The sequence below is a fragment of the Streptomyces sp. NPDC002795 genome (assembly GCF_042888725.1).
Taxonomy (GTDB): domain Bacteria; phylum Actinomycetota; class Actinomycetes; order Streptomycetales; family Streptomycetaceae; genus Streptomyces.
Genome location: NZ_JBIAQB010000001.1, coordinates 88,210 through 102,169, shown reverse-complemented (window position 1 = coordinate 102,169; position 13,960 = coordinate 88,210). Strand labels below are relative to the sequence as shown.

The 13,960-nt window shown below is 71.3% G+C and carries 10 protein-coding genes; 9 read left to right on the top strand and 1 reads right to left on the bottom strand.

Features of this window, described 5'->3' with window-relative positions; genetic code table 11:
• Nucleotides 1-5 precede the first annotated feature (5 nt).
• The gene (locus tag ACFYWS_RS00415; protein WP_389267880.1) at nt 6-1,145 is read left to right on the top strand and encodes an ABC transporter ATP-binding protein; all 1,140 of its coding nucleotides are present in this window, start codon (nt 6-8) and stop codon (nt 1,143-1,145) included.
• On the opposite strand, the gene ACFYWS_RS00410 is transcribed toward ACFYWS_RS00415, so the two are convergent.
• Nucleotides 1,090-1,779 carry a FadR/GntR family transcriptional regulator gene (locus tag ACFYWS_RS00410; protein WP_389267878.1) on the bottom strand — a complete coding sequence of 230 codons (690 nt, stop codon included), beginning with the start codon at nt 1,777-1,779 and terminating at the stop codon, nt 1,090-1,092. The genes ACFYWS_RS00415 and ACFYWS_RS00410 overlap by 56 nt on opposite strands.
• Before the next feature lie 177 nt (nt 1,780-1,956).
• Here ACFYWS_RS00410 and ACFYWS_RS00405 point away from each other — a divergent pair, with 177 nt between their 5' ends.
• The 8 genes from ACFYWS_RS00405 to ACFYWS_RS00370 all read left to right on the top strand — a co-directional run bounded on the left by ACFYWS_RS00405 (nt 1,957) and on the right by ACFYWS_RS00370 (nt 13,947).
• Nucleotides 1,957-3,123, top strand: coding sequence for an aminotransferase class V-fold PLP-dependent enzyme (locus ACFYWS_RS00405; protein ID WP_389267876.1), 1,167 nt, complete (start codon nt 1,957-1,959; stop codon nt 3,121-3,123).
• A 30-nt stretch (nt 3,124-3,153) separates the two neighbouring features.
• Nucleotides 3,154-4,659, top strand: a complete 1,506-nt coding sequence (locus ACFYWS_RS00400; protein WP_389267874.1) for an APC family permease — start codon at nt 3,154-3,156, stop codon at nt 4,657-4,659.
• Between the two features lie 285 nt (nt 4,660-4,944).
• Nucleotides 4,945-6,276: an ABC transporter substrate-binding protein gene (locus tag ACFYWS_RS00395; protein WP_389267872.1), complete on the top strand. Its 1,332-nt coding sequence runs from the start codon at nt 4,945-4,947 to the stop codon at nt 6,274-6,276.
• Nucleotides 6,273-7,253, top strand: coding sequence for a carbohydrate ABC transporter permease (locus ACFYWS_RS00390; protein WP_389267870.1), 981 nt, complete (start codon nt 6,273-6,275; stop codon nt 7,251-7,253). Before ACFYWS_RS00395 ends, ACFYWS_RS00390 begins: the two co-directional genes overlap by 4 nt.
• Before the next feature lie 29 nt (nt 7,254-7,282).
• Complete coding sequence (locus ACFYWS_RS00385; RefSeq protein WP_389267868.1) at nt 7,283-8,095, top strand: carbohydrate ABC transporter permease; 813 nt, start codon at nt 7,283-7,285, stop codon at nt 8,093-8,095.
• A gap of 36 nt (nt 8,096-8,131) precedes the next feature.
• Nucleotides 8,132-11,302, top strand: coding sequence for an alpha-mannosidase (locus tag ACFYWS_RS00380; RefSeq protein ID WP_389267866.1), 3,171 nt, complete (start codon nt 8,132-8,134; stop codon nt 11,300-11,302).
• Nucleotides 11,303-11,350: 48 nt separating this feature from the next.
• Nucleotides 11,351-13,021, top strand: a complete 1,671-nt coding sequence (locus ACFYWS_RS00375; protein WP_389267864.1) for a class I mannose-6-phosphate isomerase — start codon at nt 11,351-11,353, stop codon at nt 13,019-13,021.
• The gene (locus ACFYWS_RS00370) at nt 13,018-13,947 is read left to right on the top strand and encodes an ROK family protein (protein ID WP_389267862.1); all 930 of its coding nucleotides are present in this window, start codon (nt 13,018-13,020) and stop codon (nt 13,945-13,947) included. Before ACFYWS_RS00375 ends, ACFYWS_RS00370 begins: the two co-directional genes overlap by 4 nt.
• Nucleotides 13,948-13,960: the final 13 nt, after the last annotated feature.

Here is a 13,960-nt window from a genome sequence, read left to right as displayed (position 1 = left end):
CCACCATGGCCACAGACCTGCCCGCTTCCGGCGCCTCCGTGGGCGTCACCATCTCCGGTGTCCGCAAGCAGTTCCCCAAGCACCTCGCGCTGGACGGCATCGACCTGTCCGTCCCCGCCGGGTCCTTCACCACCCTGCTCGGGCCCTCCGGCTGCGGGAAGACGACACTGCTGCGCATCCTCGCCGGGTTCGAGACGGCGACCAGCGGTTCGGTGCGCTTCGGGGACCGTGACGTGGCGGCCGTCGCGCCGTGGAAGCGGGACGTCGGATTCGTGTTCCAGAACTACGCGCTGTGGCCGCAGATGCGGGTGAGCGAGAACGTCGCGTACGGACTGAAGCTCCGCAAGCTGTCGAAGGCCGAGATCGCCCGCCGTGTGCACGAGACCCTGGACCAGGTCGGCCTCGCCCAGCGCGCCGACGCCTTCCCCGGCCAGCTCTCCGGCGGCCAGCAGCAACGTGTGGCGATGGCCCGCGCCCTGGCGCTGCGCCCGACCGTGCTGCTGCTCGACGAGCCGCTGTCCAACCTCGACGCGAAGATGCGCGTCGACATGCGCCACGAACTGCTCACCCTCCAGCGCGAGGCCCAGATCACCGCCGTCTACGTCACCCATGACCAGGAGGAGGCGCTGGAGATGTCCGACGTCGTCGCGGTCATGAACAACGGCCGTATCGAACAGGTCGGTTCGCCGTCCGACATCTACGAGCGCCCCGCGACCTCTTTCGTGGCGTCCTTCGTCGGCCAGGTCACGCTGATCGAAGGCCGGTGCACACCGACGGGCTTCGTGCCCGACCTGCCGTCCGCCAGGCCGCTGCCCGGGGTCACCGACGGCGGGCACGGGACCGGAGAGCGCCGTCAACTGGCTGTGCGACCGGAGGACTTGACGATGGTGGAGTCCGGTCACACCGAGTGCCACTGGGAGGGGACCCTGGAGCGCACCACGTACCACGGCAGGGGACGCACCAGCGCGGTCCGCCTCGCCGACGGCACCCGCTGCCTGGTCGCTCATCGCGCGCCGCTGACGGCCCGCCCCGGGGACACCGTCGGACTCCGCGCGCTCGGCGGCTGCCTCGTCCCGCTCGACCCCGGCGTCAGCCCGGCTGCGGCTCCGGGCGCAGCTGCCGCAGCCACCTCTCCGTCCGGGTGAGGTGTGCGCCGGCGGCCGCTGCCGCCGAGGTGGGGTCGTGGGCGGCCAGCGCGTCGATGAGCGCCTCGTGCCCCTGGTCGCTCGCGGCGCGCACCGCTGTGCCCTGCGAGGAGCCGTACACGTTGTAGTGGCGGCCCCGGGAGCGCAGGACGCCGGCGAGCGCGGCCAGCGTCTCGTTGCCGGAGGCCGCACAGATCGTTGTGTGGAACTCGTGGTCCAGGTCGTGGAGTTCCTCCTCGTCCTCGGTCGCGCTCAGGCGTGCCTGGAGTTCCCGCAGCCGCGCGATCACCTGCCCGTCGGCGCGGGCCGCCGCCAGTGCGGCGGCCTGGCACTCCACGGCGCGGCGGGTGTCGAAGAGTTCCAGGATGCCGTCCAGGGAGAGTACGTCGACCATCGCGGCGAAGCCCGCCAGCATGTGCGCCGGACGCAGCGCGGAGACGAACGTGCCCGCGCCGTGCCGGGGTTCGAGCATCCCGAGCGCCGCGAGCGAGCGCACCGCCTCACGCAGCGAGCCGCGTGACACACCGAGTCGGGCGCACAGGTCCGGCTCCGGCGGCAGCCGAGCGCCCGCGGCCAGTTCCCCGCTCGCGATCATCGCCCGCAGTCCCGCCGCCGCCGTGTCGGTCGCCGTCATCGGTATGCCCCCTTTGCCCTCGCATGGTCCGAGGAGTCGTCTGATGAATCCAGTCAAAGGCCGTGAGGAAGATTCGCGCGATTCTGAACCACCCCCTGTTCAGCTCGCAATTTACCGCCTACGGTCCTGCGGGTACTACCCGTTCGGACACAGTCATCGGATGACTCGCGGAGTGACATGCCTTCCCACCCCCTCGACGCCTGGGCCCTCGACCCCGACGTACGCCACCTCAACCACGGCTCCTTCGGCGCCGTGCCCCGTGTCACCCTCGACGAACTGAGGGCGCTGCGCACGGAGATGGAGTCCAACCCGTGCCGGTGGTTCCGGGGACTCCCGGAGCGCGTGGCGCGGGCCCGCACCGACATCGCCCGATACCTGCGCGTCGCCCGGGACACACTCGCGCTCGTGCCCAACGCCAGCGCCGGGGTCAGCACGGTGCTGGGATCGCTCGAACTGCCGCCGGGCAGTGAGGTGTTGCTGACGGACCACTCGTACGGCGCCGTCACCATGGGAGTGGCACGGGCCGCCGAGCGTGCGGGCGCGCACGTACGGACCCTGCACATCCCGCTCGACGCGACACCCGAGGAGATCGGCGCGCTCTTCGCCGCCGCTCTCAGTGACACCGGCGCGCCGACCTCCCTCGTGGTCGTCGACCAGGTCACCTCCGCCACCGCCCGCCTCTTCCCCGTCGCCGACATCGTCACGCACGCCCACGCGGCAGGCGCCCTCGTGCTCGTCGACGGAGCGCACGCGCCGGGCATGCTCGCCGACCCCCTCGCCGACGCGGGCGACGCCGACTTCTGGGTGGGCAACCTGCACAAGTGGCCCTGCGCGCCCCGCGGCACGGCGGCCCTCGTGGCACGGGGCGACCGGGCGCAGCGGCTGTTCCCGCTGACCGACTCCTGGGGCGCGCCGTTCCCGTTCCCTCAGCGATTCGACCAGCAGGGCACGGTGGACCTCGCGCCGTGGCTCGCGGCGCCGCGCTCCCTGGACTTCGTCGAGGAGCGTTTCGGCTGGGACGCCGCGCGCCGCGACATGGCCGAACTGGCCGGGGAGGCCCAGCAGTTGCTCGCCGACGCGCTGGGCGTGGACACCGCTTCCGTCGGCGGCAGCCCGGCCCCCGCCATGCGCCTCGTGCCGCTGCCCGAGGGTGTGGCGGCCGACCAGGACGCCGCGCACGCGCTGCAACGCCACCTCGCCGACACGATCGGCTGCGAGACGGCCGTCACGACCTGGAACGGCCGCGGCTTCCTCCGCCTGTCCGCACACCTCTACAACGACCGCAAGGACTACGCGTACCTGGCCGACCAACTGCCCACGGCACTGGCCACGACCGCCTCGTAACCCACGACCCCGCTCGAAGGACCAGTCAGCGTGCGCACCAAATCCATCGAGGCGACCCTGCGGGACGCCGAACGCCCCACGACCCGGCTCGCCCGTACCCTGGGGCCGCTCCAGCTCACCATGATGGGCGTCGGTGTCACGATCGGCGCGGGCATCTTCGTGCTCACCGGCACCGCGGCCGCCAACTACGCGGGTCCCGCCATCGCCCTGTCCTACCTGCTCGGCGCCATCGCCTCCGCCCTGGTGGCCCTCTGCTACATGGAGTTCGCGTCCACCGTGCCGGTCGCGGGCAGCGCGTACACCTTCGCGTACGTCTCGCTCGGTGAGCTGGTGGCGTGGCTCATCGGCTGGGACCTGATCCTCGACATGACGATGGGCGCGGGGGCGGTGGCCAGTGGGTGGTCCCAGTACGTCGCGGACTTCCTCGCCACGTTCGGTGTGCACCTGCCGTCGTCGATCGTCGGGCCCGACGCGGTGGTCAATGTGCCGGCCGTCCTGATCATCCTCGTCCTCACCGCGATCCTGTCCTCCGGTGTCCGCACGACCGCCCGCGTGAACACGGTCATGACGCTCGTCAAGCTGGCCGCGATCGTCGTCTTCCTGTGCGTCGGCGTGTTCCACATCGACGTCGCCAACTGGTCGCCCTTCATCCCCGATTCGCGCCCGCCGGGCGGTGACGGCGACTTCTGGGAGCAGCCGCTGCTCGGCTGGGCCGGCATCAGCACCAACGCCACGTTCGGCTTCGCGGGCATCCTCACCGGAGGGGCGATCGTCTTCGGCGCGTACTCCGGTTTCGACATCATGGCCAGCAACGCGGAAGAGGCCAAGCGGCCCCAACGCACGCTCCCCATCGCCCTGATGGCGACCGTGGCCGTGTGCGCCACCCTGTACGTCGCCGTGTCCCTCGTCATCACCGGCATGCGCGCGTATCCGCATCTGAACACCGGCGCCCCGGTGACCGCCGCGCTCGCCTCCGTCGGTGCGGACTGGGCGGTGCGCGTCGTCGGCATCGGCGCCATCTGCGGGCTCACCACCGTCGTCATGATCATGCTGCTCGGGCAGAGCCGGGTCTTCCTCGCGATGAGCCGCGACCGACTGCTGCCCGAATGGTTCTCCCACGTCCACCCGGCCACACGCAGCCCGCGCCGCATCACCTGGACGCTGGGCCTGATGGTCGCCTTCATGACGGCGGTCCTGCCCATCCAGGACCTCGCCGAACTCGGCAACATCGGCATGCTGACGTCGTTCGTGGTCGTCTGCGTCGGCGTGATGTACCTGCGCCGTACCCGCCCCGACCTGCCGCGCGGCTTCCGCACACCATGGGTCCCGGTCGTCCCCGTCGTGGCACTGCTCCTGTGCCTGCTCCTCGTCGGCAGCCTGCCGCTGATCACCTGGGTGCGGTTCCTGGCGTGGATGGCGGTGGGCCTTGTCATCTACGTGGTGTGGGGGCGCCGCAACAGCCGGGTGGGGTCGGGGGAGTTGGCGGACGAGGCGGTGGATCGGTCCCCGGAGCCCGGGGAATCCCTGCGCAAGTAGCCGAAGTAGCCGAAGTAGCCGTCCGCCACCAGAGCCGGACATGCCGCCCGTTCCCCGCGCGGCATGTCCGGCTCTGGTGTGTCGCCGGACGCCCCCGCCGCGGACGCCCCGCCGCAGACGCCCCTCCGTCGACCCACGCCAATTCGCGCGGGAACACCACGTCACACCCCCGCCCAAAGATTCGCCCTGACGCGCCCATTGACGCCCCGCGCGTGCAGGCGCCATGCTCCCGGCATCGCGTGTTATCGATAACACGATCTTGAGTCCGCTTGAGGGAGCCGCCCCATGACAGGCCGTCACCCGTCCAACGGTCCAGCTGTTCCGGCCGCGAGGCCCGGCAGACGCGCCCTCCTGCGGGCGGCCGCCGCCGGCGCCGTCGCCACCGCGTCGGCGCCGCTCCTCACGGCGTGCGGCACCGCCTCCGGGCAGCCTCCCGGCAAGGTGGCCCTGCACGGGGACAACCAGACGTGGGCGCCGCCGATCAAGGCGGCGGGGGAGGCCATGCGCAAGGTCGACGGGGTCGAGCTCGTGCCCGAGGTCATCCCGTCCCTGGAATCCTTCGAGCAGGTCGTCAAGTCCTCGCTGCGCACCAACAAGACACCGGACATGCTCAAGTACTGGTCCGGCTACCGGCTGAAGGACCTCGCCCGCACCGGCGGCATCGAGGACCTGTCCGACCACTGGGCGGGCGCCGTCCGCAAGGGCTGGGCCGACCCGGCCCTGCGGGACGCGCTCAGCTACAAGGGACGCGTCTACGGACTGCCGATGAACCTCGCCTACTACGTCTTCTTCTACAACCCGGATGTCTTCCGGGCCAACGGCCTCAAGAAGCCGGAGACCTGGGACGACTTCCTGCACGCCGCCGACCGCCTCAAGCGCGCGGGCATCACACCGCTGCACGCGACGACGGCCGGCCGGTGGCCCGCGTTCATCTGGTTCCAGGAGATCCTCACCCGGCAGAACCCGCGGTTCTACGAGGACCTGCTGAACGGGCGCGCCCGCTACACCGACGAGCCCGCCCAGCAGGCCATGCGCACCATCGGATCCTTCGCCGACAAGCACTGGTTCACGTCCCTGGACATGGACCACTCGATGGCCGCCGCGCGTGTGGTGCACGGCAAGGTCGGCATGGTGGCCTGCGGGTCATGGCTCGGCGGCACCTTCGCGGGCGTCGGCGGCAAACCCGGCAAGAACGTCGACGCGTTCGTCCTGCCGATGCAGAACACCCGCGTCCGCCCCGCCGTGGTCTTCGAGAGCAGCGCCCTGGTGTGCACGGTCCGCGGACCCGACCGCGCGGAGGCGCTGCGCGCCGCGGGTGCCTGGACACACCCGCGGGTCATGAAGGCCTTCTCGCACGCGCTCCAGGACGGCTGCCCCAACCCGGCGGTCCCGCCCGCGAACGTGACCATCGAGGGTGTCACCCGCACCGTGCGCGAGACCAAGGCCCGCAAGCTCAACCGCTTCTGGGAACTGGGCCCGCCCGAACTCGTCGAGTCCACGGTCGACGACCTCGCCGCCGCCCTGATCAACCCGTCCTCGTACCGGTCGGTGCTGCGCACCATGCAGGACCGCGCCGACGAGGCATGGCCGGTGTGGCGGGAGGCGGAGGCGGCATGACCGAGACCGTGCGGACGACCGCGCCCGTCGAAGCCACCAGGGTGACACCGCCCCGCCGTCGGATCCCCACCCGCACACCCCATCAGGCGGGTGGCGGCGGGAAGGGCACGGGCCGGCTCGGCGGCCCGCTCTCCGGGGTCCCGTGGGCGCTGCCCGCCCTGCTGTTCGTGGGCGTACTCCTCGTCTACCCGTTCCTGCGCAGCATCTACGGCAGCTTCTTCGAGGACAACGGCTTCACCAGCCACTTCACAGGCCTCGACAACTTCACGCGGCTCGCCGCCGACCCCATCTTCGGCCGCTCGCTGCTCAACACCGTGATGTGGGTGGCGGGCACCCTGCTGCTCCCGGTCCTCGCGGGACTCGCCATCGCCGTGGCCACACACCGGATGCGCTTCGGGCTCATCGCGCAGACCGTCATCGTGCTGCCGTACGCGGTCTCGGGCGCCGCCACCGCCGTGCTGTGGAAGTTCATCCTCACCTCGGAGGGCTCCCTCAACCAGGTCCTCGACGCCATCGGCCTCGGCTCGCTCGCCCAGGCCTGGCTCCTGGAGTGGCCGCAGAACACCCTCTCCATGATCGTGGCCAGCACCTGGCAGGCCACGGGACTCAACGTCGTCCTCTTCGCCATCGGCCTGCGCGCCATCCCGCGCGAGACCATCGAGGCCGCCGAACTCGACGGGGCGAGGGGCTGGCGGATGTTCCGGCACATCACGCTGCCCCAACTGCGGTCCGTGACAGTGGTGGTGGTCGGCATGGCCATCGTCAACAGCCTCAAGGCCTTCGACATGATCTGGGTCCTCACCCAGGGCGGCCCGGCCCGTTCCTCCGAGACCCTCGCACTGACCATGTACCGCGAGGCCTTCCGGCTCTTCCACATCGGCTACGGCTCCGCGATCGCCCTCGTCCTGTCCGTCATCGTCGTCGCCTCCTCGTGGCTGTATCTGCGCCGGCAGCTGCCCGAGACGTCCCCGCGCTGACCCGAGCCGTTCGACAAGGAGTGACACCCGTGGGAAAGACCTTCCGCAATCTCTTCGTCGCCGGCTGCGTGGTGCTCTGGCTGGTGCCTCTGTACCTGCTGGTCGTGAACGCGCTGACCCCCGTCGGCTCGTACAGCGGAAACGCGGACTGGACGCCGAACGGATTCGCGTTGTGGGACAACCTCGTGACCGCCTGGACCGACGCGGGCATCGGCGAGAGCTTCGCCAGTTCCCTGCTGTACGCGGTGGTGTGCGGGGCGGCCGCCGTGCTCGTCGCCGCCATGGCCGCGTTCGCCGTCGTGGTGCTGCCGATCCCGAGGCCCACCTTCTGGTTCTGGCTCATCTACTCCGGGACCCTCTTCCCGCTGCAGATGTTCCTCGCGCCGCTGTTCGGCATGTACGCCGACGGCAACCTCTACGACACCCGGCTCGGCCTCATGCTCATCTACGTGGCGTGGTCGATCCCCTTCGCCTTCTTCCTCATCCGCAACCAGATGACCACGATGCCGCCCGAGGTGACCGAGGCCGCGATGATCGACGGTGCCTCGTTCCGGCGGATCTTCTGGCGCATCCATGTGCCGCTGATGGGCTCCAGCCTGGCGGCCGCGTTCATCTTCCAGTTCACCGCGGTCTGGAACGACCTGCTGTTCGGCATCACCCTCAGCCGCAGCCCCGAGGTCCAGCCGGTGATGGCCGCCCTCACCGGCCTCAACAACGCCTACGCCTCGTCAGGTCCGCCCGTCATCCTGGCGGGCGCGCTGATCGTCTCCCTGCCCACCCTCGTCGTCTTCCTGACGTTCCGCGGTCTCTTCCTGCGCGGTGTCACCGCCGCCACCCGCTGAACCCCCGCACCCGCACCCAGAGTTGGAGAAGTCCGCATGACCACACGGGCCCTCGTCCGCACCACCGACTGGGACAACGACCGCATCCGGGAGAGCCTGCGCGGCTCCGTCGTGAGCGCCGAAGGCAGCCTGTCCGGCGGCCCCTTGAGGCTCACCGTCGAACCACTGATGCGCCGCGCGCAGGACGGCGGACTGCTGCAGTCGCTGCGCGTGGAGGCGGTGAACGGCGCCGCGATACCGGCCGAACTCACCGTACGCACCGAGTCCGGCACGGCGCTGCCCGCTGAGCGCATCGCCGGGCCGAACGGCTCCGTACGCCTGCTGCTGCCCGCCGTCGACACCGCGCAGCGCGTCACCGTGGCGTCGACGGACGGCGACGGCATCGACGTCACCCTCACCCCGCAGCGCGAGTGGACCATCCACCTCGTCCACCACTCGCACCTCGACATCGGCTACACCGACCCGCAGGGCCGCGTCCTCGCCGAACACCTCTCGTTCCTCGACTCCTGCCTGGAACTGACACAGGCCACCGACGACTGGGAGCCCGAATCCAAGTTCCGTTGGTGTGTCGAGTCACTGCTCTCCTTCCAGCAGTGGGCGGACGCCCGCCCCGCCGAGCAGGTCAAGGAGTTCGTACGACGCGTGCGGGAAGGCCGCATCGAGCTCACCGCGATGCCGTTCAACCTGCACAGCGAGACCTGCTCCACCGACGAGCTGCACGAACTGCTGCGCCTCGCCCACCAGGTGCGCGACGAGCACGGTGTCGACTTCACCTCGGCCATGCAGACCGACGTGCCCGGCCACGTCGTCGGCCTCATCGACGCGCTCAGCGCGGCAGGCGTCAAGTACTTGTCGGTGGCGCACAACTGGGCAGGGCGCTCCGTGCCCCACCTGGTCGGCGGAGAGAAGCTGCCGCGCCTGTTCCGCTGGCAGGCGCCCAGCGGCAACAGTGTGCTCGTCTGGGTCACCGACACCCCGCACGGCCTCGCCTACATGGAGGGCCCGCTGCTCGGCTTCGACACCGACTACTCCTCCGTCGACGACCTGCTGCCCGCCTACCTGACCTCCCTCGCCTCCCATCCGTACCCGTACCGCGGTGGTGTCTTCGGCTGGGCCATGGACGAGCGGGAGATCAAGCGCGAGCCCTACCCGTGGGACATCCTGCACCTGCGCGTCCAGGGCAAGTTCGGGGACAACGCGCCGCCGCGCCGCATCATCGCCGACACCGTGCGCCGATGGAACGAGACCTGGGCCTACCCGCAGCTGCGGCTGTCCCGCAACGAGGACTTCTTCACCGACGCCGAGAACCGGCTCGGTGACGAGATCCAGACCTTCGAGGGCGACTGGACGGACTGGTGGGTCGACGGCGTCGGCTCCGGCGCCCACCCGCTGTCGATGGCCCGCACCGCCCAGTCCGTCGTCGCCGACGCGCAGACCCTCGGAACCTTCGCGGGCGTCCTCGGCGCCCCCGGAGCGGCCGACGACACACGTGACTCGGCCGGTGTGTACGAGGCGGTGTCCCTCTTCGACGAACACACCTGGGGCGCGGGCGACCCCTGGACCCACGGCCACGACCACGGCCACTCCGGCGAGCAGCAGTGGCACTGGAAGTACGGACAGGCCGTGCGGGCCCGCGACGACGGCCAGTCCCTCCTCAACCGCGCGAACGCCCGCCTCGGCCAGCGCCTCGCCCGGCCAGCGGACACCCCGGCCGCGTACCACGTGGTCAACACCTGCTCCTGGCCGCGCACCGAGGTCGCCGAGATCTTCCTCCCCGAGTCGAGCGTCCCGCTCGAACAGACCGTGACCGTCCACGACGCCCGCACCGGCGCCGCGTTGACGCACGAGGAGCGGCCGCAGGCCAACGAGGAGCACCGCGACGCGGGCCGCTTCCTCCTCGTCCGCGTCGACGACGTTCCTGCCGCCGGCTCCGTACGACTCGACATCCGCGCCGCCGACACCACGGGCGAAGCCTCCGAGGGGACGACCGCCGTCAAGGCCGCCACCGGCTGGAACCCCACCGGCGGCAGCGAGCGCGAGAACCCCGCCGACACCGCCGCAGCGGCCCACGCCCACACCGACCCGCTGCTCCTGGAGAACGAACACCTCACCGTCCGCGTCGACCTGGCCCGCGCCTGCGTCGCCTCCGTCATCGACAGGGCGACCGGCCGCGAACTCGTCCGCGCCGACGCCATCACCGGCTTCAACGCCTACATCCACGACAGATACACCACGTCCGGAGGCTTCAACCACAACTCCAGCCGCACCACCGCCTCCGACCGCCTGGAACACCTCGGCAACCGGTCCGTGGCCCCGCCCGCCGCGCTCATCGCCCGCCGCACCACGGCCACCGCCGAGACCCTCACGTACGAGACCCGCCCGCCGGGCGCCAATCGGGTGCGCACCACGCTCACGCTGCCGCACGGCATCGGCCGCCTCGACATCGAGAACCAGGTCGACAAGGACGCCACCCTCGGCAAGGAGAGCGCCTACTTCGCGTTCCCCTTCGCCTTCGAGACACCCACCGTGCGCATGGAGGCCTCGGGCGGCGCCACCGGCACCGACCTCCCCGTGGTCCCCGGCTCCGCCCTGCACATGCGGGCCGTACGCCGCTGGATCACGCTCCGGGACGACGAACTCGCCGTCGGCTGGGCCACGCAGGACGCGCCGCTCGTCCAGTTCGGCAACATCGCCCTGCCGTACGCGCCGTTCCCCAAGACGATGAACCACGACGAACCCGCCACCGTCTACTCGTGGATCCACAACAACCTGTGGGACACCAACTTCCCCAGCGAGCAGGCCTTCGAGTTCACCTTCCGGTACTCGCTGTCCTGCGCCACCGGCGCCGACATCGAAGGACTCGGCCCGCGCACCGCCGCCGGCACCTCACGACCGCTGCACGCGGTACGGGCCCGCGGGGCCGTCAGCGCGGACGCCGCCGACCAGCTGACCTTCGCGACCGTCGGCGACCCGCGCGTACGACTCGTCGGAGCCACCACCCCGGACGCCGAAGGGGCCGTGCTGCTGCGCCTCCAGTCCTTCGCCGAGGAGCCCGTCGCCTGCCCGGTGCGCGCGCACTTCCCTGTGGCCTCGGCGCGGCTCGCGGACTATCACGGCCGGGCAGGGGACGAACTGGCGCTTGACACCGGTGAGGTGACCGTCGACGTCCCCGCGTTCGGCACCATCGCGGTGCTCTTCCGACGTTGACGGCGTGGGTGACGCCGACGCGGCTCACCTCTGCGTAAAGGAGACTCTGTGTACCGGCACGACCCGCGTTACGCCCCCGCTCCCGACGCCGTCCTCGCGGCCGGCTGGGAGCGGGTGGCGGCTCAACTCCCGTCAGCGTCAGCCGTATTGGCCATCGACGGGCCGCCGTCCGTCGACTGGGGCGCGCTCGCCGCACACCTGTCGGGCGCGACCCTGCTCGACGTACGGGACCACTACGCGCCACCCGCACGGATCCGCGCCCGCGTCGGCCACCCGGAGGGTGCGGACGACCCCTACTTCCGCAAGCTCGCCGAGAACCCGATCGACGACCTCTTCGACACGGTGCCCACACCCGAAGCCCCCACCGAGGGACTCCTCGTCGTGTACGGGCCCGGCGCCGCGCTCGTCGCACACGACCTGCTCTGGTACGCCGACGTGCCCAAGCGGTACGCGGAGGCGGCCACCGTCGCGGGCACCCCGGGCACGAACCTCGGCCTCCCCGGCGAGAAGCCGGACCTGCGGCGGCTCTTCTACACCGACTGGCCCATGCTCGACCGGCACCGCGACACCCTCGCGCCGCGCCTCGACGGCTGGCTCGACGTCCAGGATCCCGACAACCCGACATGGCTCGACGGTCCGGGCCTGCGCGCGACCTGTACCGCACTCGCCCGCAGGCCCGTGCGCACCCGCCCCTTCTTCAACTCCACGCCCTGGGGCGGGCATTGGGCGCAGCACGAACTCGGCTTCAACCCCGGAGCACGCAACACGGCGCTCGGCTACGAACTCATCGCACCCGAGGCCGGCATCCTCGTCGGGACCGGGCCGCAGGACCAGGTCGAGGTGCCGTTCCAGCTGATGTGCGCACTGGAGCCGGACCGTGTCCTCGGCGAGGAGGTACACGCCCGCTTCGGCACCTCGTTCCCCATCCGCTTCGACTACCTCGACACCGTCGGGGGCGGCGACCTCTCGCTGCACTGCCACCCCCAAGAGACGTACATGCGCGAGAAGTTCGGCTGGCACTACACCCAGCACGAGACGTACTACATGACCATCGGCAGCCCCGACACCAAGGTGTTCCTCGGCCTGCGCGAGGACACCGACGTCGACGCCTTCCGCAAGCAGGTCGAGGCGGCAGCCACCCAGGGCACACCCATGGAGGTCGAGGACCACGTCCACGCCTTCCCCGCCGAACAGGGCCGGCTGTTCCTCATCCCGGCAGGCACCCCACACGCCAGCGGCGCCGGCAATCTGGTCCTGGAGATCAGCGCCACCCCGTACCTCTACAGCCTGCGCTTCTACGACTGGCTCAGGCCCGACGCCGAAGGCAACCCCCGCCCCCTGCCGTACGAACACGGCTTCGCCAACCTGGAGACCACACGGCGCGGCGAGGCCGTCGCCCGCGACCTCGTCCAGCAACCGCGCACCCTGCGCCAGGGCGACGGCTGGCGCGAGGAGGTCATCGGCGCACTCGACGAGATGTTCTACGAGGTCAGGAGGTACGCGCTCGACGCGGGCGCCGAGGCGCAGGACGACACCGCGGGGCGCTTCCACGTACTGAACGTGGTGGAAGGCGACGGCGTGACCCTGCACACCGAGGCCGGTGACACCCACGAACTGGCCCACGCGGAGACACTCACCGTGCCCGCCGCCGTCGGCCGGTACCGGCTGCGCGCGGCCGACGGAGGCCCCGTACGGGTCGTGAAGGCGCTCGTCCGGTGATCCCGGTCATCGAGGTCGGCGGCACCCATGTCACCGCCGGCCTCGTCGACCTGACGGACGGCAGCGTCGAGCGGCGCACGCACAGGAAACTCGACCCGCACGGCCGCGCCGAGGACATCCTCGGCGCGGTGTGCCGCTGCGCCGACGCCCTGGACACCCCCGCGGGGACCACCTGGGGCATGGCCCTGCCCGGTCCCTTCGACTACGCACGCGGCATCGGACTGTTCAGGGGCGTCGGCAAGTTCGAGGCGCTGTACGGGGTGGACGTGCGGGCCGCGCTCGTCGACGGAATGGCGCGGCGGCCGGGCGGCATCGCCTTCCTCAACGACGCGCACGCGTTCCTGCTGGGGGAGTGCGCGGTGGGAGCCGCCATCGGGCACACCCGCGTCGTGGGTATCACCCTCGGCACGGGCGTCGGCTCGACCTTCGTCGCCGACGGCCGGATCCTCGACCACGGCCCCGGAGTTCCGCCCGAGGGCCGTATGGACCTGACGTCCGTCGACGGCGGGCCGCTGGAGGAGTCCGTGTCCCGCCGCGCCCTGGTGGCCCGGTACGGCGAGCGGGGCATCGACGTGCGCGACATCGCCGAGCGGGCCCGCGCCGGGGAGCGGACCGCCCGCCGCGTCCTGGACGAGGCGTTCGGGACGCTCGGCGCTGTCCTCGGCCCGCGCCTCGCCACGTTCGAGGCGACCGCCCTCGTCGTCGGCGGCTCGATGGCAGGCTCCTGGGACCTCGTCGCACCGGCGCTGCACACGGGACTCGCCAAGGGCGGCTGGACACCCGACGCGGCCGACGTGAACCTGCGGCACCCCACCCGGCATACTCGTGCGATGCGCCCCGCCGCCCTCGCCGGTGACGCGGCGCTGCTGGGCGCGGCGCGCGCGGTCGTGGCCCGGGACGGAAACCGAACAGGGCCGGGGTGGTAGCCACCACGAGGAC